Raw genomic sequence first — 25,552 nt, forward strand, 5'->3', positions numbered from 1 at the left:
TAATGACTGATTATTTTTTTTCTGCAAAAGCAGCTATGGTTTTATACTTGCCTTTTTGATAAATGCTTTCAATTTTACTTAAAAAGAAGTTTCTGAAAACAATACCCAACACGCCACTTAACGCTAAAACAAGAAGCCCTGCTTCAAAATTTATTAGCTTATACGGTATATAAAACAATAACATTGGAAGTCCTAGTTTTGGTAATGCAATTAGCATTTGAGTAGGATTAAAACCGTTGGTATTACTAAATGCTTTCGCTTTAACATTTAATTCAATAGGAACTCGATTTAATGCACCTCCAAATAAGGTGATAAATGAATTTAAACCAATATTAAATAAGGCACCAGCTGCTATCATACCAAATATTTTCCATCCAAAATATAAATAAGGTGTACTCAATACAAACGAAATAGCTACGGCAACAACCATTAAATACCATTTAGATTCTAAATATTTTTTATATGGAATGTTTTGGCTCATAAGTAGTTTATAATATTCACTATCCCATGAAGGGACTAATTGCCCAAAGGTCATTAAAAAACCACCTGTAACAAACATAGATGCAAAAGCTAAAAATGCCGGCATTTGTTGATATACTTCTTGGGTATAAAAGATTAACCCGTAAAATAAAAACAAAAATGACATCATTAAAACCTGTTTTGGTCTGGCATTACGAAGAATTAATCGAACATCATTTTTAAGAAAAACGGCAATACTTCCAAAACGATTCATCCATGATAAATCAATATTGTTAACTTTCTCTACTTTTTTAGAAATGGCTCCGTCTAAATAAAACCCTTTTTTAATGTCGTTAAAATTGATTTTATAAAGCGTATACGTTAAAGCTATTGGGATTATGACTAAATATGGTTTACTATATAACGTATTAAAGGCAACACCAATAGGTTCAGAAACTTTAAATATTTGGTATATCTCTAAACCAATAAATAACGCTAAAACACTAACTATTATATAGAAAAATGTGTTGTTTTTATTAATTAAAAAGTTAATAAAATTTACGGCTAGAGTTAAAACCATTACTGACAAAAACCAGCATAATACGTTAATAACAGGATACCCTTCTGCTAAAAGCACTATGCTAAATGGTAAGAAGATGAAAAGCGGTAAAAAATTAAAAAAAGAAAGGGTTGTTTTACCAAGTAAATAATGAATAACCGTTTCTCGTTTTATGGGAATCGTCATTAACGGTTTTATATTCATAACTGGTAATTGCTGCATAAAAAACCTAATTACCAAATCAAATAAAAACCAGTAAACTAAAAAATTGTTTATTGTTATAATGGGATCAACATCTGGAACTGCTTTTCTTAAGATAAAAAACATACCTATTCCAAGAAAAATTGCGGCTCCACCAAAATATATGGCTGCGAAAAATAACAATATTTTTATAGCAATCCCCTTTTGAAAGTATGATGCTCTTGAAAACTGTTTCCACTCTAAACTTAAAAAACGTTTAATCATAATTTTAAATTAGTGTTTGAAAATAAAAAATTAGGCAATCTTAATTGATTGCCTGGTGAGAATTTTACTAATTGTATTTTTGAGCTATGGCCGACACTTCCATTCCCCAAGACTGACCAAACATCATAGCTTTTTGTGTAAGCCCTAATTGTTTTTCGGCTAATTTTTTTCCTAAATCAGTATTATAAAATGCTACTAGTTCTTTAATTTCATCTTGTGTAAATTCCGCCATATAAAGTTCTGCCATTTTATCGTATAAGCTAACTAATGTTCCATTAGCTTCATTAGTATAAGCCTCCTTGTTTTCTTGAGAAACTCCTGCGCCAATTTGAGCAATTGCATTTTCAAATGCGGCTCCTGCTCCTGTAAGTTTTAAAAATTCTACAGTTTCATTTTTAAAGTCAGAATTGTCTTGAGCTTTTGTAGCAATGGCTACCATAAACATACATACTAGTAAGATTTTTTTCATGATTTGTTTCTTATGGTTAATATAATTTTATATACAGTTCTATAAGTAAGATTTTTGTGCTAAATGTTACAGTCAAAGTTAAAATATACTAATCTAGTTTTACTATTTTTGTAAAAAAATATCGAATGTCTACATTTCACAACCTTTCTGTACAAGAAATTACTAGAGAAACCAATAAATCAATTAGTATTAGCTTTAATGTGCCTAGCGATTTAAAAGAATCATATTCCTTTAAAGCTGGACAATATATTACATTAAAAACGAATGTTGATGGTCATGAAGTGAGACGTGATTATTCTTTATGTTCATCACCAAAAAGTGGAGAACTAAAAATTGCCATTAAAGAAGTGAAAGATGGTACATTTTCGGCTTATGCAAATACCAAAATAAAAGTTGGCGATGTTTTGCAGGTTGCTCCACCAAAAGGACGTTTCATTTTTGAGCCTAATGATTCTAAAACTAAAAACATTGCTGCATTTGCTGCTGGAAGTGGTATCACGCCGGTTTTAAGCATTATAAAATGTGCTTTGGAAGAAGAAATTCACAGCAAAGTAATTCTTGTTTATGGAAACAAAACAACAGGAGATACTATGTTTTTAAATGAGCTTTTAGAATTACAGCATAAGTATAAAGATCGACTTTCTATTCAATTTGTATTTAGTCAGACGCAGGAAGAAGATGCTATTTTTGGTAGAATTGAAAAAAGCACTGTAAATCTAATTGTGAAAAACAAATACAAACATATTGATATTGATGCTTTTTATCTTTGTGGCCCCGAAGCCATGATTCAAACGGTTAAACATGTTCTGTCTGATAATGGTGTTGACGAAAACAGAATCCATTTTGAACTTTTTAAAGCCGCAAAACCAGTTGACATTGTTGAAGAAGATGTTGAAAGTGGTAATACCAAAATTACCATTATAGTTGATGATGAGGAAACCACTTTTGAAATGTCTAAAAAACAAACCATTTTGGAAGCTGCTCTAGATGAAGATCTTGACGCCCCTTATTCATGTCAAGGTGGAATTTGCAGTAGTTGTTTGGCTCGAATAAAAGAAGGAGAAGCAACTATGAGACAAAACAATATTTTAACCGAAAAAGAAATAGCACAAGGCTTAATTTTAACCTGCCAAGCCCATCCAACTACACCTACAATTGTGGTGGATTATGATGATATTTAGAAAGACGCCCATCTTATAAAAATTACTTTTTCTAGATAACAGACTTGACTTTTTTAATTACCGTTTCTGGGGAAATGCTTCTTGTGGCTTCTTTATAATTTTCTGGATACCTATTTCCATAAACAGACGTTGGAATTTTTGGAAATTGATTTCTATCAGACAACAACGTATAATCTTGAGGCTGATTAAACGGCGCAAAACCAGCATATGGATGTGTAACTCCCCAAATGGTTATGACTTTTACTCCTAGCATAGCAGCAATATGGGCATTTCCAGAATCCATAGAAAGCATAACATCTAGGTTAGAAACTATATCCAATTGTTCTTCAAAACTAACTTTTCCTGCTATGTTTATAACATTTTCATAGGAAGTTTCTATGCTATTTAAAATATCCATTTCCTTTGAACCACCTCCAAATAATAGAATTTTATATTCTTTTGAAAGAGATTCAATAACACGTTTCATTAAGTCTAATGGATACATTTTACCTTCGTGGGCAGCAAAAGGGGCAATGCCCACAATTTTCATGTTATTATCAGCAATTAAACTTTTAAGTTTCTCACTTAATATCGCTTTTGGGGGAAATTTTGGATTTGATAAATCAATAGAAAACCCTACCTGTTCAAACACTTCGGCATAACGTTGGTGTGTTGTTTTAAGTTGATAAAACTTGTCTCCTGTAACCAACGCTTTCTTTTCGTTTCTGCCTTTATCGATTTTAATCGTTTTTATTCCGAAGAAAAAGGACTTTAAAATATTGCTTCTTAACACATTGTGCAAATCTGCAATGGCATCAACACCTAAGCTTTTTAATTCTTTTGATAGTTTGAAGAGACCTAAAACTCCTTTATGTTTTCCTTTAATCTCAGCAACAAAAACCGAAACATTAGGCAAATCTCTGAAAAATGGTCTAAAAAATTCTCTAGTAAGAACCGTTACTTTTAAGTTTGGATGTTGCTCAATTAATGCACTCAATACGGGAACAGTCATAGCAACATCTCCCATAGCTGAAAGCCTAATTACAAGGATATGTTTATTTTCATCAGGCATTCAAATAAAGGAAAATAAAATTAATCTTTCTTTTGAAGGTTATTTTTGAGAACGCAGTACTGGATTTAACTCGTCGTCATTGTACATTTTCATTTGTTTGTAAACTTTCATGTACTTATCTCCTTTTTCAATATCGCTCAACAAAGTATCAATAGCTGTTGACAAATCAACTCTTTGGTCAAGTAATATATCCAATTTTTTTTGACAAGCCATTCTGTGAGCTTCAGTTGCATCAACACGTGTAGCTTCTTCATTCATATGGTAAATTTTCAATGCTAAAATTGATAATCTATCTATTCCCCAAGCTGGACTTTCAGTATTTATGGTTGCATTTGGTTTTACAGTTACATCTTTATATTTAGCAAGAAAATAGCTGTCAATATATTCAACCATATCCGTTCTGTCCTGATTTGAAGCGTCAATCTGTCTTTTTAAAGTTAAGGCTGCAACTGGGTCAATCTGTGGGTCTCTAATAATATCTTCATAATGCCATTGAACAGTATCAATCCAACATTTTCTGTACAATAAGTGTTCTATTAAATCACTTTCCTTATACTTGTTTTTAAACGGTTGACTTACCGTGTTTATAATGTGATATTGGTTAATAACGTCTTGAAAAATAGCATTAGCTTTAGTTGTAAACATGATGTGTATATTTAAAATGTAAATATACTTCTATTTAATTAACTTTACTACTCAAAACTTACATTGTCACTCATGCATATTCATAATTTATCAAAACAAAACTCCGTTTTAAACACGTTTATTTCAGAAATTAGAGATGTTACTATTCAAAAAGACCGCATGCGCTTTAGAAGAAATATTGAGCGTATTGGCGAAATTTTAGGTTATGAAATGAGTAAAGTTTTACAATATCAAATGGCGAAAATTAAAACGCCTTTAGGAATTTCTGAAATAAATTTAATAAATGGTGATATGGTTTTGTGTTCTATTTTAAGGGCCGGAGTCCCCCTTCATAATGGTTTATTAAATTACTTTGATGATGCTGAAAATGCTTTTATATCGGCTTATAGACATCATGAAGAAAACTCAGATGACTTTGAGATCATTGTTGAATACTTAGCTTGCCCAAATCTTGAAAATAAAATCTTGATTTTAGCTGATCCAATGTTAGCAACCGGAAGATCAATGGTTACTACGTTTGAAGCCTTAAAACCGTACGGAAAACCTAAGGAAATACACCTAGTAAGTACTATTGGTGCACAAGAAGGTGTTGATTATGTTGAAAAATATTTTGATGTTGATACACATTTGTGGATTGCAACAGTAGATGAAACATTAAATGATAAAGGATACATCGTTCCGGGTCTTGGTGATGCCGGCGATTTGTCTTTTGGAGAAAAATTACAGCATTAATAACGCTAAAGGAACCACAATTAATATTGAAAGGAATACTTCTTTAAACCACTTTTCCCTTATGCTTTCAATATAATTGGTCATTACTATTGATAAAGGAACAAACAAAAACAAAAACTCACTTCCGTTTTTTTGTGGTGCTAAAATAACGGTTACAAAAGCTATTATTACCGAAGCAAATATAATTTTAAAAGATGGCTTTAAGGCTTTCTTTTTTTTCTGAACTAATTTCACAAAAAAGATAGATGACCAAACGCCAAAAGACAATAACAAGGTAATTGCTATTAAAAATTTAGTTGTATTATAACTGTTGTAATTATAACTTACTGCTTTAGAAACGTTTATTATTTCAAAAAAACCATCATAAAAAATTATTGATGCACTAATTGAAATTACTACAATTGTAGCAAAGCCCACAAACGGAACAATCCAGTTTTTTATTCTATTGTCTGTGTATAAAAACAAGGTGACAAAAATTAAAACAAAAAACAAAATGGCCCAAAAGTAAAAAAAGGTAGCTATAGCAAACCAAACAGCCGTGTCAAACAATTTCTTTTTAATTTTTATTTGAGTTCTTAAGCTTAAAAGTCTTCTTAAACCCAATAAAATAAAAACATTGGCAAACAATATATCTCCATTAATTGTTGTTTCTGGAAACATTAAAAAGAACAAACTAAATAGCAGAATTTGATAGTGATTGTTTTTAGTTAAACTATTTTTAACCACTACAAAATTGAATATTAAAATTGTGAAGTAGCATACAAAAAACAAAGTGGTTTTTTTAAAAAAAGATGCAATAGACAGCGAATCTATAAATGGCTTAAAATTGGCCACAGAAAAAGCCAAGAGCATTATAAAAAAAACAATGACAAAATTTATTGGCTTTGATTTATTAAAAACACTTGTAATCATTAACTCTTTTTGTATTTTTGCTCCGTAAATATACTAACTATGTCTCTGATTTGATTAAAATTTTTATTTACATAAAGACTTAATCAAATAAAAAACAAAATAATAACATGAAAGATTTCTTTTACGCAATACAGGATTTATTTGTAAATTTTCTTTTTGCTCCCTTTGATGCATTAAGAGCATTGGAATTAAAAAATTGGTTTGCAGCAAATACTATTTCCTGGATATTCTTTGCTATTGGTTTAATAGCCTTTGTTTATTGGATGTTACAATTAAAGGGTTTTAATGATAATAATGAAGAAAACAAAAGTATTTCTGCACACTCTTATCTATAAATCAAATCCAATATCTTTACGATAATACATCTTATCAAAATATAGTTTTTCTATACTTTGGTAAGATTTTTTTATGGCTTCTGTATAGGTATTTCCGTAAGATGTAATTGCCATAACACGCCCGCCGGAAGTTACCACTTTTCCTTCTTTATTAATAGCACCTGCATGAAAAGGAATGGAATCTTTAATAGCATTAATACCTGTAATTTCTTTTCCTTTTTCATATGCTTCAGGATAACCGCCAGACACTAACATAATGGTTGTAGCTGCGCGCTCATCAATTTCAATGTTAATTTTATCTAATGTTCCATCAACCATAGCTTGAAGTATTTCTACAAAATCATTTTTAAGTCTAGGAAGCACCGCTTCGGTTTCAGGGTCACCCATTCTCACATTGTATTCAATCACTTTTGGGTCATCGCCTACTTTAATAAGTCCAATAAATACAAATCCTTTGTATGGTAAGTTGTCTTTTTGAAACCCTTCAATAGTTGGTTTTACAATACGCTCTTCTATTTTATTTAGAAATTCATCTGTTGCAAATGGCACTGGAGAAACTGCTCCCATACCACCTGTGTTCAGTCCTGTATCTCCTTCTCCAATACGTTTGTAATCTTTTGCCGTTGGTAATATTTTATAGTTTTTGCCATCTGTTAACACAAAACAACTTAATTCAATACCATCAAGAAATTCTTCAATGACTACTTTAGTACTTGCTTGACCAAACTTAGCATCAACCAACATGCATTTTAATTCGGCTTTAGCTTCTTCTAAATTATTAAGAATTACAACACCTTTTCCCGCTGCCAATCCATCTGCTTTTAAAACATAAGGCGGTTTTAAAGTTTCTAAAAACAAATACCCTTTTTCTACGGTTTTCGCTGTGAAACTTTCATAAGCTGCTGTTGGTATATTGTGTCTGAATAAAAATTCTTTCGCGAATTCTTTACTGCCTTCCAATTGTGCAGCTTTTTCTTGTGGACCTATAACAGCGACTTGTTTTAATTCATCATCATTCAAAAAGAAATCATGAATGCCTAAAACCAATGGATCTTCTGGGCCAACAACGACCATATCGATACTTTTTTGAAGCACCAATTCTTTAATTGATTGAAAATCGGTTACAGCAATATTTACATTTGTTGCAATTTCTGAAGTTCCAGAGTTTCCAGGGGCAACAAATAAACTTTCGCATAAAGGGCTTTGTGCAATTTTCCAAGCAAATGTATGTTCTCTTCCACCAGAACCAAGAATTAAGATATTCATTGTGTTTTGTTTTCTTTTGATGCGCAAAAATAATGGCTTTTAACTTTAAAAAAGAATTATTCTAAAAAGAATTATTAAATCATGTCAAATCCACTTTAATAAAATATTTCTTTACTTTACAAAACCATATTTCAAACACTTATTTTGAATTTATTTGATTTGTCTTTGCGTCTTAATGGATTTCCTATAAAAAAGGCTAGGCAAACTATTGATGGGATTCAAAAGATAAGTGAATTAGAATTTGATAATTATGTCTCCATAAAAAAGAAAGAGATAGTCGCCTATCATTTAAAACACAATCCTTTTTATAAATCATTCGCAAAAGATGTAAATCTAAATGATTGGAATAGTGTTCCAGTTATGACAAAAAGAGATTTACAACAACCTTTACTCAATAGGCTTTCGGAAGGCTTTTCTGAAAAAGAAATCTATATAAACAAAACGTCTGGATCTTCTGGCGATCCATTTATTTTTGCTAAGGATAAATTTTGCCACGCCCTAACTTGGTCTATAATTCAAGATAGATTCAGTTGGTTTAACATTGATTTTAACACATCCAAACAAGCTCGATTTTATGGAATCCCTTTAGAAAAAAAAGGATATTATAAAGAACGTATTAAAGATTTATTTAGCAATCGATATAGGTTTTCGGTATTTGATTTAAGTGATGATGCTCTAGAAAAATGTCTTAAAAAATTTGCAAAAACCCCATTTGATTATGTTAACGGTTATACAAGTTCCATTGTGCAATTTGCTAAGTTTTTACATAGAAAAAATCTTGTTTTAAATACCATTTGTCCCACATTAAAAGCCTGTTTTGTAACTTCAGAAATGTTATTCAAAGACGATAAAGAACTTATGGAAACTCAATTTGGAGTCCCTATAATTAATGAATATGGAGCATCAGAATTAGATATTATTGCTTTTCAAAATCCTAAAGATAAATGGCAAGTTACCAGTGAAACTTTATTGGTTGAGATTTTAGATGAAAACAATCAAGTTTTACCACATGGAGAAGAAGGTCGTGTTGTTATAACATCACTTTACAATAAAGCACATCCTTTTATTAGGTATGATATTGGAGATATTGGAATCCTTTCAAAAGAAAGTAATCTTAAAAAACCAGTTTTAGAAAAACTTATTGGAAGAACCAATGATATGGCAGAACTACCCAGTGGAAAAAAGGCCGCTGGACTAACTTTTTACTACATTACAAAAAGTATTATTGAAGATGATGGAAACGTAAAGGAATTTGTAATTGAACAACTTAAAAAAGATACCTTTAAAATTATTTATGCAAGTGAAAAAGCAATTTCTGACACTAAAACAGAAACTATAAAAACCGAAATGGAAAATTATCTTGAAAAAGGATTAAATATTATTTTTGAAAGGCGAAAAAACATAACGCGCTCAAAAAGTGGAAAATTAAAACAGTTTACGTCTTTATTAAACAGATCAAATAATTAATGAAAGATGTTCTGATCATAACAAGTTATTTCCCTCCAGAGTTTGGAGCTGCATCAAATAGAATACTTCATTTATCTGAAGGATTACAAAAACGTCATTATAATGTTTTGGTTTTAACACCTTTGCCTAATTATCCTACTGGGAAAATTTTTGAAGCTTATAAAGGTAAATTCAAACAAACATCTACAGAAAATGATATAAAAATACATCGGTTATGGATATACGCAAGTAATTCTAAAAACAAGCTTTTACGGTTAATTGCAATGCTATCCTACAGTTTTAGTTTAGTCTGGTTTTTTATGTGGCATAAAATTCCTAAAACAGTCATTATACAGTCGCCTCCATTACTTGTAGCCTTTACATCAATTCTTTTTTTGCGTTCAAAAAAAAGAAAACTTATTTTAAATGTAAGCGATTTATGGCCAATTGCAGGTTTAGAATTAGGTGCTCTAAAAAAAGGAGTTATTTATAGCTTTCTAGAAAAAATTGAGCGTTTTAATTACAGAAATGCTGATTTGGTTTTAGGGCAAAGTGAAGAAATATTAACCCATGTAAACTCTTTATTTCCAAATAAAAAAAGCTTTTTATACAGAAATTATCCTGACTTTAACCCACCTAAATTTATCGAAAAAAATAATTATAAAGGAAAAATAAAGCTTGTCTATGCTGGATTACTTGGTGTTGCTCAAGGTATTTATAACTTGTGTGAGCAATTAGACTATTCCAATATAGAGTTTCATATTTATGGTGCTGGTACAGAGCAAAGCAAAATTGAAGTATTTATTAAAAAGCACCCTGAACTCCCCGTTTTCTATTATGGTGATGTATCGAGAAAAACGCTTCATAAAGAACTTATTAAATATGAAATAACTATAATTCCTCTTTTAAATAGAATTTATGGTTCCGTGCCCTCAAAGATTTTTGAATATGCTAAACTTGGATTGCCAATGATTTATTTTGGCGGTGGTGAAGGTGAAATAATAATAAAAAATCACAAATTAGGTTGGATTGCTAATGCTGGTGATTATAAAAATTTAAATTGTGTTATTTCAACTATAGAAAAATCCTGTTTATCTATAGAGTATAATAAGAAAATTAGACAAATAGCCGATGAAGAATTTAGTTTAAATATGCAATTAGATGAGTTAATAGAGCATTTTTAATAGGCTTTTTCTTCACCTTTTACGGCATTAGCAAATGTTTGGATAGCAATTTTTATATCTAGCAAAAGAGACCAGTTTTCAATATAAAAAATATCATATTTAACTCTATTGATAATATCTTTATCTGTTTCAACCTCTCCCCTAAAACCACTTACCTGAGCCAATCCTGTAATACCAGGTTTTACAAAGTGTCTTACCATGAACTTATCTACACTTTCTGCATACATATTTGTATGGCTTACCATGTGTGGTCTTGGTCCTACTACAGACATATCACCAAATAATACATTAAAGAATTGAGGAAGTTCATCAATGCTGGTTTTTCTTAAAAATTTGCCAACCTTTGTAATACGGTGATCTCCTTTAGTTGCTTGAAAAAGATGCGCATCTTTATTTGGTGTCATCGATCTGAATTTATAACAGTCAAATTCTTTATAATTAAACCCATTTCTTGATTGTTTAAAAAAAACAGGCCCTTTGCTTTCAAGTTTAATTAATATGGCCAAAAAAGGTGTTAACCATGAAAGTAAAAAAATAATTACTGCAGAAGCGAACAAAATATCAAATAAGCGCTTTATAAATTTATTGAAAGGAACTTTTAAAGGAATATCTCTTAATGAAATAATTGGAATATAATCATAATACTCATACTTAAGTTTTTTAGCATAAATGTCTTTATTGTCTGGTATAAACTTTAATTCCTTTAAATTGTTATCTGCAAAATCTATCAATTTGTTGATTTGTTTGTTGGATAATTCTGCAATAGACCCATAAATTTCATCTATGTTGTTTTCTATAATGTATTTGATGCAATTTTGAAGCGAAAAACTATCCTCTTTTATAATGAATTGTTTTTTAAATTTATATCCAAATTCAATCCTTTTATTAAAAATATTTATAAGCTGTCTTGTTTTATCGGTATCCCCAATAACAATGACGTTTCTTAAATTTCCTCCTAGAGCAGCCCTGTATCTTTTTAACAAATAAAAAACAAGAAATTTAAAAAACGTGATTCCTGCTGTAACGCATAATAAATACTGCCCTAAGGCTAAACGACTTATATTAGGTTGCTTAAAAACGCCTATAAAAGCATATAGAATTAATGCAAAAAACAACATCTGCACCAAAATAAGCGTAATAACCTGAACTATTTTTGTGTAGCGCTGTACTTCATAAAAATTATTTCTAAACGAAATAATAACCCATAAAACAGAAATATACAGACTAAAAAAATAAAGATTTGTTAAGTTTATGTCAAATAAAAAAATAGCGCCATTAATTATACTTAAATCTACTAAGTAAGAAAATGGTTTTAAATATCCAGAATACCTGCCTTGTTTAAATTTGCCCACTTTATTTTTTTATGTGTTTTTTGAAATCTTTATGCTCACTTTTAAACAATTCCTCTCGAGAGAGTATTTTAAAATATTCATAAGTAAGCTTCATCCCCTTTTCTCTATCAATCTTTGGTTCCCAATGTAACAGTTTCTTTGCTAAAGTTATATCTGGCTGCCTTTGTAGAGGATCATTTTCTGGCAACTCTTTATAAACAATTTTTTGTTTTGTATTGGTTAATTTAATAATCTCTTCAGCAAATTCTTTTATAGTAATTTCATGAGGATTTCCAATATTTACAGGATATATATAGTCGCTAAGCAATAATCTGAAAATCCCTTCTACTTGGTCATCAACATAACAAAAAGATCTTGTTTGCAAACCATCTCCAAAGATAGTCAAATCTTCGCCTCTTAGCGCTTGTCCCATAAAAGCAGGAATAACACGTCCGTCATTCAAACGCATTCTTGGTCCATAGGTATTAAATATACGCACTATACGAGTATCTAAACCATGAAACCTATGGTATGCCATAGTGATGGATTCCTGAAATCGCTTGGCTTCATCATAAACACCTCTTGGGCCAATGGTGTTTACATTGCCATAATAATCTTCTGTTTGTGGATGCACTAATGGATCTCCATATACTTCAGAAGTTGAAGCGATTAAAATTCTTGCATTTTTAGCTTTAGCCAATCCTAATAAATTATGAGTTCCTAAAGACCCAACTTTTAATGTTTGAATTGGGATTTTCAAATAATCTATAGGACTTGCAGGGGAAGCAAAATGAAGGATATAATCTAAATCACCTTTAATTTCTACAAATTCGGTTACGTCGTGTTCTATAAATTCAAAATTAGGATGGTTCTCTAAATGTGAAAGATTTTTTCTATCTCCAGTTATAAAATTATCCATTCCAATAACAAAGTAGCCCTCTTTAATAAAGCGATCACATAAATGTGACCCTAAAAACCCTGCAGCACCTGTTATTAAAACTTTCTTCATTATTTTTTATTTAGAGCCACTTCCAATTTTATAACATACAAAACCTATTTTTTTTAATTCTTCCATGTCTAAGATCCCTCTCCCATCAAAAATAAAAGCTGGTTTGTTCATATGATTATAAATCTTCACCCAGTCATAGGTTTTAAACTCATCCCATTCCGTTAAAATAGCTATAGCATGGGAGTTTTTAGAAGCTTCATAGGGGTTTGTTTTAATTTTTAATAAGTCTCTATTTTCTTCAGAAGTACGAGAATTCAAATAGTCTAAATCAGCATAGATTCTTTCCTCTATAACTTTTGGATCGTAAACTAAAATATTTGCTTGTTCACTTAACAAATTATCTGCTACCTGAATTGCAGCAGATTCTCGTGTGTCATTTGTATCTTTTTTAAATGCCCAGCCAAAAAAAGTGATTTTTTTTCCCGAAACTGTATTATATAATGTATTTACAATATTATCAGAAAACCGTTTCTTTTGATGTTCATTCATCAAAATTACCTGTTCCCAATAATCAGCAACCTCTTTTAATCCATATGTTTTTGCAATATAAACTAAATTTAAAATGTCCTTTTGAAAACAGGATCCACCAAATCCAACTGATGCTTTCAAAAATTTGCTGCCTATTCTGCCATCCATTCCAATAGCTTTAGCTACTTCGTTGATATCTGCACCCGATTTTTCACAAAGTTCTGACATGGCGTTAATAGAGGATACGCGTTGTGCTAAAAATGCGTTGGCTGTTAATTTAGAAAGTTCAGAAGACCACAAATTAGTTGTTAGTATGCGCTCTTTAGGTACCCAGTTTGCATAAATATCTACCAAAGCTTGGATTGCTTTTTGACCTTCAATGGTGTTGTCTCCACCTATTAAAACACGATCTGGAGATAATAGATCTTCTATCGCTGTTCCTTCTGCTAAAAATTCAGGATTTGATAAGATTTGAAATTGAACCCCATTACCTGTATGTTCTAAAATATTTTTTATAGCGGATGCTGTTCTAACTGGAAGAGTTGATTTCTCAACAACAATTTTATTGCTTTTAGAAATTTTTGCTATTTGACGTGCGCACAACTCGATGTATTTTAAATCGGCTGCCATACCTTTTCCTTTACCATAGGTTTTAGTAGGCGTATTTACGGATATAAAAATCATGTCTGCTTCGTCTATGGCTTTATCCACATCCGTTGAGAAAAACAGATTCCTTCCTCTAGCCTCTTTAACAACCTCATCTAAACCAGGTTCAAAAACAGGAAGCTTGCTTAAATCTTCATCATTCCAAGCAGCAATTCTAGATTCGTTAATATCGACAATGGTTACTTTAATATGTGGGCATTTTTGCGCTACAACAGCCATAGTTGGGCCTCCTACGTAGCCTGCTCCAATGCAGCAAATGTTTTTAATTTTCATTTGATTATCTGATATCTCTTAAGCAAAAATATAATTAATTTAACTTTAATCGATTATAAATTCTTTCTAGTTTAGAAATGTTATTCTCTAAATTAAATTTTCTATTAAATAAATCGAATGAATGTTTTTCAAATTCTTCACGAATCGAATTGTTATCTAATAATTCACTTATTTTTTTTGCCATTTCATTAACGTCAAAATTATCAATAAGAAAACCATTAAAACCTTCTTTAATTAAATCTCTATTTCCATCACAATTAGTGACTACGCAAGCTTTTGAAAGAGCTAAACTTTCAATAATTGAATATGGTAATCCTTCATATCTAGAAGTAGATATATATATCTTTGCTTTGCTTATTATTTGCAAAATTTTATCTCTTTCAATCCATTTAACTAAGGTAATATTAGACTCTAAATTATAATTTTGAATTAATTTATTAATTTTTTCTTTACTTGGACTATATTCACCTACACCCATCAAAATCAAATGTATCTGTGGTTTAGTTATTTTTACTTTTTTTATTACTTCAACCATCATTTCGATGTTTTTTTGATATGATGGCCTTCCTACTGTGCAAATATATTCTTTAGGTAAATTCATTTCGGTAAGGCCCTTACCCTTAATTTTAATGGGTAACACCGAATTATTAAACAATAATGTTTTATTTCTTTTATAACCTACATCTTTAATTCCTCTCTCCATTTCTGATTTTGAAGTGGCTAACAAATAGGAATTCCGCTTGGCATAAAAAGATTCAATTAATAAAAATATTTTTCTTTTTAATTTGTTCTCAGTGCTTAAATATGAATATGCATGAGGTGTATGCAAAACATTAACCTTAAAGAACATACTTGCAGTACGCGCTATAATACCTCCCTTTGCACTATGCGCGTGGATAACATTTGGTTTTTCTTTTTTAAATATACCTACGACTTGACTTATTACTTTAAAATCGTTGATCAGGTTTATTTCTCTTTTAATATGTAATTCATAAACTTTAATAGGTAGACCATCTGGCGTAAAATAAGATTTAGTATTATCATCTATACCTTTAACAATGATATGCTCAAACATGTCATGATTAATGGTCTCAATCAACAGTCTTAAATAGACATCTACTCCACCAACAGCGTGTAAGACATGTAAAACCTTTGTTTTTTTGTTCATAACAATCATAAAAAGTTTTTCAATATTTTAACCACTTTATTTGCACTATTCTCCCAAGTAAATTGTTCTAATTTGGGATAATATTGTATTTTATTTCCTATATTTAGCCCTTTAATAATTCCTTGGGTAATTGAATCTACATCTTTTGGGTTTACATAAATAACCGATTCATCACCAATCTCTTTAAACACAGGAATGTCTGAAATTACACATGGTAAATGTTGACTCATGGCCTCTATAACAGGTATGCCAAACCCCTCATAAAGACTTGGAAATACAAATAATTCTGCATTTTGATAATATGCCACTAATTGTTTATCTGTAATATTTGTTAAAAACTTAATATTCTTATTTGGTTTTGTCTCAACAGTTTTAGAAAAATGTCCTACATAATTTCCTATTACGTATAATTCAATTTCAGTGTCATTAAGCATATTAAATGCCTCTATTAAACGTTCGTAATTTTTTCTTGGATGATGAGAAGATACGGTTAGGATATACGGTTTAACGCTCATTTCTTTCAATGGAATCTTCTCTGCTTTTTTAAATAGAGATGAAATACCATTGTAAACCACAGAAACCTTTTGGCTAGGTAATTTAAGCTCTTTAACAACTTCTTTTTTAGCTGCTTCACTTACCGTAAAAACATGGAGACATTTTTTTGCAATTCTAGGAACCAAATAATTATATACTAAAGCAAAACTTTTAGAAAATGATTCTTTATGGTATTTAAATGCCACATCGTGTATAGATACAATTTGATTTTTATAAAAAAGAGGACCTGTATAACCGAAAGACACTAAAAGTGGATTTTTATTACGTAACAGATAGGCAAATAAATCTAACTGTTCCCATAAATGGCTTTTATTAACACCAATAATTTTGGCCTCAAGCTCTTTAAATAATTCAATATGGATTACCCCTGGACAGGTTACAAAGCACACCTGATCCTTTAATTGCTTTTTTACAATTTTAGAAATTTCTATACCGAATCTTTGAACTCCACTTATAGGCTGAGTTAAAAACCTTGCGTTAATTATTATCATTCAATTCTTTTATGTTAAATAAAAACAGCCCACTAAAAAATGCAAAAAACATCACTCCATCTGATCGCGAAAGTATATTTTCTGTTAAAGAAATTAAACAAATTATTGTAATGAAATACAAATATATTTGGTTGCTCCTATTTGTGGCCGTTTTCCAATGCAAATATAATAATGCTAAAAATAATACAACTCCAATTAGACCAGAAGCCACTAAAAAGAAAAAGTATTGGTTATGGGTATTATAATCTTTCCATGTGTAGATTTTAGCACCAATTTTATTGGTGTAACATTTATTTAATTCGTCTTGTGAATCGCCAACCCCAACCCCAAAAATCAAGTTTTCTTTAGCTAAACTCAAAACACAAGAATATATACCATTTCTAACATTTACCGACGTATAACTGTAAGAGTTCTTAGTTTCTGTTGGAAATTCAAACTTATTTTTAAAAATTTCATTTACTCGTACCCTAAAAGTGGTAAAAACAAAATAACTAATATTTAAACATAATAGGGTAACGAGTAGTAGTAAAAGTTGAGATTTTATAGTTATTCGTCCTAATACAAACATGACATAGAACGCTGCAATAACCATAGCAATAATTGGCATTCTGCTAGATATTAAAAACAGCCAACCCACCAAAATAATGGCTATACCAAAAAGTAATAAGCCTTTGTATTTCTTTAGTTTAAATTTTTGTAACCCCTGCTTACTTAAAAAAAATATACTGAAAATAATCCATAAACCTTGATAAGTGAAATGGGTGTCCGTAATATCCAGTAAGAAACTTCTAAAGCGTCTTATTTTCACACCAGACACAACATCCTCATTTAGCAAATTTTTATCAGACAACAGGTTTCTAACAATTTCTTCTTTAGATAATTCAGCCATAAGGTAATCTAACCTAAAAAGGGAATACAAAATTTCATAAACAACTAATATTATGACTGAAACAGAGAAAAACCAACAAATGTGTTGCACCTGTTTAACTTCAAATTGGTCCTTGTTTAAATAAAAAATAACAGGAAACAAAAAAAGAGGTAACATCTGGATTATCCTATGCTGACCAAGATTAAAATTTTTAGAATAAAACAATGTTATGCATAAATAAAGAAAGGGTAGAATTGAAACAATTAGAAAAATTAAATACTTTTTTTTCTTTCTTTTAATGTTTGACTGGAATGCATTAAAAATTCCACAAAGTACCCAAACTATTGTTATAACGCTTCTTAGTCCAAAAGTTAAAATAGGGAATAAAGCTAATATGAAAGTTAACCCTATAAATATTTGATTTAACGTGGACTTATTTAATTGAATTTTATTCATTTAAAATTGATTCTGTTTTTTTAATAAACAACATTGGGAATAAAACCAAAAACGAAATTCCTTGTGTTAGAGTAACAAAAAGACCTGCAAATAAAAAACCAATTAGAGTATAAACAATTTTTTGATTGTTTAAAACCTTTTCGTATATGAAAGCTGATTGCAATATTATACCAACTAATCCTACTGATATTAACATTAATAGCCAATAACTATCAAGTGTTGCTATAAAGCCTTCCCCTCTAACAGCACCACCAACTTCTCCAATACCACCGCCAAAAAGCACATTAAAATCTACAGGGATATCATTTACCCAATGGTCTATTCTCATAAAAAGAGATGTCAAGTCTAAAGCTCCTTTGAAGTATAAAAAACTACATAGTAGCATTACAACAGAAAAAATATAAGGCAATCCTAGTTTTATTGTCTTCAAGTTCTTTTTAGTTAATAAAAATTTCAACATCCAATATACTACCAAAACTACATATACACTCCTTACAAAACCAACAATAGCTAATACTATTGCTAAATAGGATTTCTTTTTGTATTTTTCATCTTGGTCAAAAAGTAGGTAAGTTAGTAATCCAAAATACCCGACATTTCCTGGACTACCAATTACACCTGGAGAGCGCCAAAAATACAAAAAACTGCTTATCTTGAATTTATAATCAGGATCTGTGGCCCAAACGAATCTACCTGTTAAAAGCTTCATGTATTCTTCAGGACCTAAAATATGGGTTAACAAAATAAAAACAAGATTAACAATAACCAATATATACAATAATTTCAATATTTTGCGCCAATAATATTGGTTAATAGTGAATTGTTGGTAGGCAAAAATCGATAAGCTTACTAAAAAAATCTCTCTAAACGTAATATAGATTTTTGAAAAGTTATTTAAGTTGTATGCCAAAATAAAAAAACAAATAAAAAAATAAGAAAACAAAAGAAAATCAATTGGTTGTATTTTTATTGTTCTCTTTTTAAGCCTATAAAAAGCAACTATAAAAAACAATAAAAAAAAACTAATGGGATGCACAATCGATTTCAACTCCCAATTGCCTAAATATTTAAATATATTGAACGTTATTATTCCTTGAGTAGAGATAATTTGAAAAAAGATCAAGAAATAAAAAATTCTATCCAGTTTTAATTTCATGCTAATGTTTTTTTGAAAACCTCAAGATATTGTAAACTAGTATTCTTTAAAGAAAATTTAGAAAGTTTATCAGGATTAAAACTAAATTCTTGTAAAATATTTCTGTTACTAAAAACACTTTTTAAAACTCTTAATAAATCGTCTTTATCATTTGGGTCAAATAGAAAATTCGGATTTTCAGATAGAAGTTCTTTAATTCCTCCAACATTACTTCCTATTACAACCTTATTTTTAATAATTCCCTCTAAAACAACCCTACCAAAAGGTTCATTCCATAATGAAGGTACTATCAAAACATCTATTTTATTAAAAAAGTCTGAACTATTCACAAATCCTAAAAACTCAACACTCTTTGATTCATTAATTTGTTTTAGCTTTTTCAAATAATTTTCATCTGCCTTCCCTGCAATTTTTAATTTCCATTTATCGCTTTTATCAAAATGAGCAAAAATATTTAATAATAACTCAACACCTTTTGATTTATTTAATTGACCAATATATCCAAAAACAATTGTTTCTCCTTGAGGTAATTCTTTTTTAGCAAATATCTCATCATTAAATTTAAAACCGTTGTATATTACTTGATTTGGTACATCTTTAAAGTAACCTTCTTTTAAATGGTCTTGTAAAACAAAATTACTTATCCCAATAACAAAATCAATATTTTTTGAAGCTTCTTTTTTTAAAAAAGACAACATTTTACAATCAAAACACAATTTATTACAATTCTTCCCCTTTTTGAATTTAACTGTTTTTGGACATTGTAAATAATAATCTCGTAAGGTATGAACAATTTTTATATTATTGCTTTTAGCTAAACTCCATACATGAGTAGAAAATCCACTTAAGTTATTAGTAAATAAAATATCTGGTTTAAAAACATTAAATATTTTTTTTATTTTATTGTCATACATTTTATTATTGACATCACTAATATGCCAAAACAACTTATTTATTGTTGATCTGTTACTGTCATCAAATGGCCAAAAATTATTTTCTATCTTTAATCTCCATATTAATATATCATTTAAAATGTATTGGCTATCTTCTTTTCCTAATGTTAAAACACCTACTTCCTCGCCATTTATAGAAAATTCTTCGGCAAGAGCCTGAACAGATATTTCTGCTCCTCCAATTTTATAGGGGCTATAGAGTGTGTTTACAATTAGAATTTTCATGTTATGTGGTTTCCTGCCTTATTAAACGTTTCAAATCTCTTTTCAAGAACCATGACGAAACAGATAAAATAATTATAAAAACAATAGTTTTAATAATCAATCCATTATAAAATTTAAAAGGATAATAACTAATTAAAGAGATAACAAGACAGATTAATGGAATAAAAATCATACTCAATTTTTCATATTTTATTTTTAAGAATTTATTGTAAACAAAACTTAAAGAAATTACTAAAATAAATTTAGAAATCAATGTTGCTAAAGCCGCGCCAATAATACCGTACTTTGGGATTAAAAATAAATTTAAAGCAATGTTTAGTGTTGCGGCTGAAATAGTAAAAAACGGTAATAAACGATTTCCTCTTCCGGAAATGTCGTAAAACATAGGCGCTGAAAAAAAATAATAAACTCCATGAAAAACAAAAGCATAGGCAATAAATGGAATCACCTCCCATGCTTGATGATAAGTTTCTGGTGTTGCAAAATATATAATCTCTTTTCCGAAGAAAGACAAACCTAAAGCAATTATACTATATAGCATGATTAATAATTTAGCCTTTTGAGGAATTTCATTATATTTCTCTTTTTTAATTTGCTCATTAAACCAAGGAACAAATGCTTGATTAACTCCAGAAGCAATTAATAATACTATACTACCAAAAGTGTTTCCTATATTATAAATTCCTGCAAAAGATGTCGACATTAAATTATTAATAAAAAGCTTGTCTATGACATTTGTTATTACCCCAGATAAAGAATGAGGTACTAATGGGAGCGAATATTTTAAAGAAGCCTTAAGAATTGGAAGGTTTATACCAAATTGAATCTCTTTTCCAAAATTAAAAAGAGTATATATAAAGAAAATAAAGTTTGTTAAAGCCAAGGAACCTAATACGCCTTTTGCTCCTAAATTAAATACTAAAACACTTATTAACAGAAAAGTAATATTTGCAAAAAAAAATATTATATTATTTTTTGCAAATATTTTCCCTTCTTGTCTGGCTTGTAAAGTGCTTTGAAAAATAGTAAATATAGGGTTAAACAATATAGAAATCATTCCTAATAACATATAAGGAGAGAAATCAACATTACCTAAAAATGGGTCAATAATCCATTTATGTCCAATTAAAATAATGACGGATAAAAAAACACTTGTTAAAAAGACAAATGTTACAATTGTTCCAAACAGTTTTTTAACTAATTCTTCATCATTTTTATACTCATAATAAAACCTGTCTAAACTTCCGTTCAAAGAGAGTAAATAAAATACATTTAAAAATGCGTTTATAGAAAACACGACTGCAACAACACCATAATCAAAAGTTGTTAAGTATGCTGTTAAAATTGGAATTAAAAAAAAGTTTATTCCTTTTTGTAATAACGAAATCACACTATAAATACCTGAATTATGCAATAATTTATTTCTCTTCATTACAAATTCATTGTATTTAAAATTATATCAACAATTTTTTCGGTTGATTTCCCCTCAAAAGAACTTCCAATAGAGGCATTATAGTAAACGGCTTTATTTCTAACGTCTGGTTTGAAAAATTTTAACTTATTAAGTTCTATATCTATTGAATTTAATGTCTTGTAATAATCAACCAAACCATTTTTTATAAATCCATAATAATCAAAAAGATTTGTTTTTGTAAATTCAAAATACATTGAATAAACATTTAATAATGTTGCCTCCAAATGTAAAGAGGAATCTCCTGTTATTAATGCATCAATATTACATAAAAAAGAGAAGGCATCTTCATACTTAGAGTCTGATAATAGAACGTTTTCAGGTAATTCAATTTTTCTAATATCAGAAGGGTGTGGACGAGTAATTATCAATAATTCAGGATGTTTTTTTTTAATTTTTTTTATAAATTTTGATATTCTAACAACATTATCCATATGATTATATGCAATCCCTAAACTTTTCACTTTTTTATTTGTGTTAATTTGATCTTTAAATGAATCAAATTTAGACATCCCTACTAAATAAATCTTTGATGTTGTTCCGCCACAATTTAAATATTTATCATGTGCATCTTTACCTTCTAAAAGAGAAAAATTAAAAGCTAGTGGAGGAAAATAATTAGAAACTGATGCGTGCTGAATATAATATGTCTTAACTCCCAATTTATTAGCTGCCAAAAGTAATGATCTTGATACAATAACATGATCATTCGCGAAAATTATTATTTTTGGTTTGTTTCTTTCAATTAATCTTAGGCTTTCATTATAGGTGCCATTCACACTAAATAATAAATCATAATATTTTAATCCTTTTGTTCTATTTTTAAAATAATATACAATCCATGCGAAAGGGAAAATTAAATCATAAAAAAATTTATTAGAGTATGTAAAATAATAAAAAAATTCCTGCTTTTTATTTCTTAATCTTAAAAATGAGACAAAAATAGAATTTGGTATTTTTATCTGAACTTCCTTCAAGGAATCAAAATTATTCTTTGAAAGACTTAAAAACCAAATCTTATTTTTCGGAATTTCTGATTTTTTGAAAACTCTAAAAAAATCTCCAATAAATTCTTTAAAAATTTTTTTGTTTTTTTTGCGCTTAGAAAGAGGGGATATTTGATTTCTACTCTCCTCTGAGTCAAGATCTAACAAACCATTTATCCAAATTTGTAAAATATCATTCCACTTTTCAATAAATGTTTCTTTCATTTTCAACTTTTATATTAACATTTAGCAAAGCTTTCAATATTACAATTTGTAAGATTTATTTATCCATTATTAGCTCTAGACTTAGAGGAGTTCCTTTTTTAAAGTCATCTTTAAATTTTTTTCCTAATAAATCATTATAATATTTAGGGTGCATTCCAAATCCTGGTCTTACCGATTTTATATTGAACTCTGTTATTAAGTCTCCTCTTTTAACATCTTGTGCAACATACAATGACCTAGAAAACTCTCTGCTTTTTTTCTTTTTATTGGTCATTTCATAATCTACTTTTCCTATTAACTTTTCCGCTAAACGAACCGAATCGACCATTTGTTTAAATTCCTTCTCATCTAATGAAAAATGAGCATCTGCTCCACCAATGCTTTTATCTAAAATAAAATGTTTCTCTATTATTCTTGCTCCTAAAACCACAGCAACTATAGGCGCTTCAATACCCATAGTGTGATCTGATAGGCCAGAGTTTAATCCAAATCTTTGGGCAATATCTTCAATCGTCATTAAATTAGCATCTTCTGGTGCAGCTGGATATGCCGATGTACATTTTAAAATTGTGATATCATTATTACCAACTGATTTACAAGCCTCAATTGCCAATTCAATATCTTCAATCGCAGCTATTCCTGTTGAAATAATCATTGGCTTTTGTTTTGAAGCCATATAAGTTATTAAAGGAATATCTGTAATTTCAAAAGATGCCACTTTGTAAATTGGAGTATTCAATTCTTCTAAAAAATCAACAGCAGTTTTATCAAAAGGAGAAGAAAAACAAACGAGCCCCTCTTCCTTAGCTAAATCAAACAAGTCTTTATGCCATTCCCAAGGTAAGGAGGCTCCTTTATATAAATCATATAAATATTGCCCATCCCAAACCGTACCTTGTTTAATCTTAAAATCGTTTGTTTTGACGTTTAAGGTTATAGTATCGGCAGTATATGTTTGCAATTTTATGGCATTGGCTCCTGCTCGTTTAGCAGCTCTTACTGTTTCTTTTGCTATTTCTAAACTACCCCCATGATTAGCTGATAATTCTGCTATAATAAAACATGTATCTTTTAACATCCTTTCTTTTCTAATTTATAAACAAAACTTTCTATTTCCTTTACGCTTTCTTTTTTATAAAAACTGTAACCTGCACTTTCAAATGCTTTTATTGATGCTTTGTTTTCTTCTTTAATGTACGCAAAAATAGGAAGATGATTTTGTTTAAAGTAATATTTAGCCGATTCACTTAAAAATGAAGACGACAATTTATTTCCTCTAAAATTCTCAGCAACCAAAACTCCAATTATGGTCTGATCTTCTTTAATTTCATAACGAACAACACCTACTGGTTGATTATCAAATAAAGCTATTAAAAATAGTACTTTATCATCCTCTATTTTTTGGTTAAACCACTTTTCGTGATTAACCAACTCAATTTCTTGGGTGTTGAATGAGTTTTGTCTTACCAAAGGGTCGTTAGACCAATTGTAAACCAACAACATATCTTCTTTCGTAGCTTTTCTGAAAGAAATCAAAAAATCATTTAGCAGTTTTATAAATCGGTTTGAACTCTGTCCGTCAAACAATTTTTGTTGAGCTTTTAAATAATGGTCAAACTGCTTCTGATTAATAATCATGTTGAGCTTATTTTTAAAATCCTCAACCGTAAAGTTTGATAAATTCCCCGCTCCTTCAATAGCTCCTTTATCTAATAATGCTTTATATATACTTATTTGGTTATCTACAAAATACCCAGATAATATGGGCATTTTAATAGCACAAAGTTCATAAACTATGGTACTCGAAGGTGCAATTGCCAAATCACAAGACTTCATTAAATTACAAAGAGCCATTTCATCTAAATTTCTATATAATCTAATCTGTGTATTTTGACTTGCTAATGCTTCAATATTTGGATGTTTATAGGCCGCCCCCAAAACCACATGAATGCTTTTTATTTTCTCTATTTCAAAAAGTGCTTTTGCGGCCTTATAGCTTAAATCTAATGCATCAGCGCCACCAAAACATACAAAGGCACTGGTTGTGTCAATAATTTGTCTTTCTGTTTGTGCCGCTTTAACAAACGATGGTCTTAAAATAGCATATTCCGTACCTAACGCGAATCGAGTATATGGTTGTATTTGATATTTTGATTGATCTATATTGGCTGCATGATTAACTATCACATCTGCATACATTTTGCCATCAACTAAATCATCAATATAAATTAAAAGATAACCATATGCTTTTAACTGCTTTTGATAGTTGCTTTTAAATTGATACCCATCGGCAATAATTATGTGCTCTGAAGGGTTGAAATTTTGATAAAGCCATAATGATTCATCGGCAATAGTTATGTCTTCAGGGATAAAGAAAATGGGGTAATCATTTGGGAAAATAGTATTAGTTGAAGAAGCCTTGGTAACAAAAATGAATTGAAAGCGCTTTTTGTAAATCTCAACAAGCGCAAAGAGCCTATATAAATGTCCTAAACCAGTATTACTATCCCCGTCTGCTCTAAACAATATTTTTTTTTGGCTGAGCAT

General features: G+C 29.6%; 23 protein-coding genes. 5 read left to right on the forward strand and 18 right to left on the reverse strand.

Features of this window, described 5'->3' with window-relative positions; genetic code table 11:
- Nucleotides 1–10: 10 nt before the first annotated feature.
- Both V8G69_RS02130 and V8G69_RS02135 read right to left on the reverse strand, forming a co-directional pair.
- Nucleotides 11–1,483 carry a DUF5687 family protein gene (locus V8G69_RS02130; protein ID WP_394880064.1) on the reverse strand — a complete coding sequence of 491 codons (1,473 nt, stop codon included), beginning with the start codon at nt 1,481–1,483 and terminating at the stop codon, nt 11–13.
- Nucleotides 1,484–1,550: 67 nt separating this feature from the next.
- The gene (locus V8G69_RS02135; protein WP_394880065.1) at nt 1,551–1,952 is read right to left on the reverse strand and encodes a DUF2059 domain-containing protein; all 402 of its coding nucleotides are present in this window, start codon (nt 1,950–1,952) and stop codon (nt 1,551–1,553) included.
- A 125-nt stretch (nt 1,953–2,077) separates the two neighbouring features.
- Between V8G69_RS02135 and V8G69_RS02140 the strand changes: the two genes are divergently transcribed.
- Nucleotides 2,078–3,133 carry a 2Fe-2S iron-sulfur cluster-binding protein gene (locus V8G69_RS02140; RefSeq protein WP_394880066.1) on the forward strand — a complete coding sequence of 352 codons (1,056 nt, stop codon included), beginning with the start codon at nt 2,078–2,080 and terminating at the stop codon, nt 3,131–3,133.
- Between the two features lie 31 nt (nt 3,134–3,164).
- Here V8G69_RS02140 and V8G69_RS02145 read toward each other — a convergent pair whose 3' ends face one another.
- Both V8G69_RS02145 and V8G69_RS02150 read right to left on the reverse strand, forming a co-directional pair.
- Nucleotides 3,165–4,184: a glycosyltransferase family 9 protein gene (locus V8G69_RS02145; protein WP_394880067.1), complete on the reverse strand. Its 1,020-nt coding sequence runs from the start codon at nt 4,182–4,184 to the stop codon at nt 3,165–3,167.
- A 39-nt stretch (nt 4,185–4,223) separates the two neighbouring features.
- Nucleotides 4,224–4,829, reverse strand: coding sequence for a DUF4254 domain-containing protein (locus V8G69_RS02150; protein WP_394880068.1), 606 nt, complete (start codon nt 4,827–4,829; stop codon nt 4,224–4,226).
- A 72-nt stretch (nt 4,830–4,901) separates the two neighbouring features.
- Between V8G69_RS02150 and upp the strand changes: the two genes are divergently transcribed.
- The gene (gene upp / locus V8G69_RS02155; protein ID WP_394880069.1) at nt 4,902–5,561 is read left to right on the forward strand and encodes a uracil phosphoribosyltransferase; all 660 of its coding nucleotides are present in this window, start codon (nt 4,902–4,904) and stop codon (nt 5,559–5,561) included.
- On the opposite strand, the gene V8G69_RS02160 is transcribed toward upp, so the two are convergent.
- Nucleotides 5,550–6,473, reverse strand: coding sequence for a DUF6427 family protein (locus V8G69_RS02160; protein WP_394880070.1), 924 nt, complete (start codon nt 6,471–6,473; stop codon nt 5,550–5,552). The genes upp and V8G69_RS02160 overlap by 12 nt on opposite strands.
- Nucleotides 6,474–6,580: 107 nt before the next feature.
- Here V8G69_RS02160 and V8G69_RS02165 point away from each other — a divergent pair, with 107 nt between their 5' ends.
- Nucleotides 6,581–6,808 carry a uracil phosphoribosyltransferase gene (locus V8G69_RS02165; protein WP_394880071.1) on the forward strand — a complete coding sequence of 76 codons (228 nt, stop codon included), beginning with the start codon at nt 6,581–6,583 and terminating at the stop codon, nt 6,806–6,808.
- Here V8G69_RS02165 and purD read toward each other — a convergent pair.
- Entirely contained in the window at nt 6,803–8,074 is a 1,272-nt protein-coding gene (purD, locus tag V8G69_RS02170; RefSeq protein ID WP_394880072.1) for a phosphoribosylamine--glycine ligase, read from the reverse strand. The two genes, V8G69_RS02165 and purD, sit on opposite strands and share 6 nt — an antisense overlap.
- A gap of 144 nt (nt 8,075–8,218) precedes the next feature.
- Here purD and V8G69_RS02175 point away from each other — a divergent pair, with 144 nt between their 5' ends.
- Both V8G69_RS02175 and V8G69_RS02180 read left to right on the forward strand, forming a co-directional pair.
- Nucleotides 8,219–9,541 (forward strand): phenylacetate--CoA ligase family protein, encoded by a 1,323-nt coding sequence (locus tag V8G69_RS02175; RefSeq protein WP_394880073.1) that lies wholly within the window; start codon nt 8,219–8,221, stop codon nt 9,539–9,541.
- Nucleotides 9,541–10,704, forward strand: a complete 1,164-nt coding sequence (locus V8G69_RS02180; protein ID WP_394880075.1) for a glycosyltransferase family 4 protein — start codon at nt 9,541–9,543, stop codon at nt 10,702–10,704. Before V8G69_RS02175 ends, V8G69_RS02180 begins: the two co-directional genes overlap by 1 nt.
- On the opposite strand, the gene V8G69_RS02185 is transcribed toward V8G69_RS02180, so the two are convergent.
- The 12 genes from V8G69_RS02185 to pseG form a co-directional block, all read right to left on the reverse strand.
- The gene (locus tag V8G69_RS02185) at nt 10,701–12,056 is read right to left on the reverse strand and encodes an undecaprenyl-phosphate glucose phosphotransferase (RefSeq protein ID WP_394880076.1); all 1,356 of its coding nucleotides are present in this window, start codon (nt 12,054–12,056) and stop codon (nt 10,701–10,703) included. The two genes, V8G69_RS02180 and V8G69_RS02185, sit on opposite strands and share 4 nt — an antisense overlap.
- 1 nt (nt 12,057) lies before the next feature.
- Nucleotides 12,058–13,044 carry a UDP-glucuronic acid decarboxylase family protein gene (locus V8G69_RS02190; RefSeq protein WP_394880077.1) on the reverse strand — a complete coding sequence of 329 codons (987 nt, stop codon included), beginning with the start codon at nt 13,042–13,044 and terminating at the stop codon, nt 12,058–12,060.
- 6 nt (nt 13,045–13,050) lie between these two features.
- A complete protein-coding gene (locus tag V8G69_RS02195; protein WP_394880078.1) occupies nt 13,051–14,451 on the reverse strand; it encodes a UDP-glucose 6-dehydrogenase in 1,401 nt (466 codons plus the stop codon).
- Nucleotides 14,452–14,485: 34 nt separating this feature from the next.
- Nucleotides 14,486–15,619: a glycosyltransferase gene (locus V8G69_RS02200; protein ID WP_394880079.1), complete on the reverse strand. Its 1,134-nt coding sequence runs from the start codon at nt 15,617–15,619 to the stop codon at nt 14,486–14,488.
- A gap of 5 nt (nt 15,620–15,624) precedes the next feature.
- Nucleotides 15,625–16,665: a glycosyltransferase family 4 protein gene (locus V8G69_RS02205; protein WP_394880080.1), complete on the reverse strand. Its 1,041-nt coding sequence runs from the start codon at nt 16,663–16,665 to the stop codon at nt 15,625–15,627.
- Nucleotides 16,652–17,554, reverse strand: a complete 903-nt coding sequence (locus V8G69_RS02210; protein WP_394880081.1) for an O-antigen ligase family protein — start codon at nt 17,552–17,554, stop codon at nt 16,652–16,654. The genes V8G69_RS02205 and V8G69_RS02210 overlap by 14 nt, the downstream gene beginning before the upstream one ends.
- 427 nt (nt 17,555–17,981) lie before the next feature.
- Nucleotides 17,982–18,776 (reverse strand): hypothetical protein, encoded by a 795-nt coding sequence (locus tag V8G69_RS02215; protein WP_394880082.1) that lies wholly within the window; start codon nt 18,774–18,776, stop codon nt 17,982–17,984.
- Nucleotides 18,777–19,141: 365 nt separating this feature from the next.
- On the reverse strand, nt 19,142–20,323 hold the full coding sequence (locus tag V8G69_RS02220) for a glycosyltransferase family 4 protein (RefSeq protein ID WP_394880083.1): 1,182 nt from the start codon (nt 20,321–20,323) through the stop codon (nt 19,142–19,144).
- A gap of 1 nt (nt 20,324) precedes the next feature.
- Nucleotides 20,325–21,755 carry a lipopolysaccharide biosynthesis protein gene (locus V8G69_RS02225; RefSeq protein WP_394880084.1) on the reverse strand — a complete coding sequence of 477 codons (1,431 nt, stop codon included), beginning with the start codon at nt 21,753–21,755 and terminating at the stop codon, nt 20,325–20,327.
- Complete coding sequence (locus V8G69_RS02230; RefSeq protein ID WP_394880085.1) at nt 21,755–23,005, reverse strand: hypothetical protein; 1,251 nt, start codon at nt 23,003–23,005, stop codon at nt 21,755–21,757. Before V8G69_RS02230 ends, V8G69_RS02225 begins: the two co-directional genes overlap by 1 nt.
- Before the next feature lie 55 nt (nt 23,006–23,060).
- The gene (gene pseI, locus V8G69_RS02235) at nt 23,061–24,083 is read right to left on the reverse strand and encodes a pseudaminic acid synthase (protein ID WP_394880086.1); all 1,023 of its coding nucleotides are present in this window, start codon (nt 24,081–24,083) and stop codon (nt 23,061–23,063) included.
- Nucleotides 24,077–25,552 carry a UDP-2,4-diacetamido-2,4,6-trideoxy-beta-L-altropyranose hydrolase gene (gene pseG / locus V8G69_RS02240; protein ID WP_394880087.1) on the reverse strand — a complete coding sequence of 492 codons (1,476 nt, stop codon included), beginning with the start codon at nt 25,550–25,552 and terminating at the stop codon, nt 24,077–24,079. Before pseG ends, pseI begins: the two co-directional genes overlap by 7 nt.

It is taken from the genome of Gaetbulibacter sp. M235 (genome assembly GCF_043876835.1).
GTDB lineage: Bacteria > Bacteroidota > Bacteroidia > Flavobacteriales > Flavobacteriaceae > Yeosuana.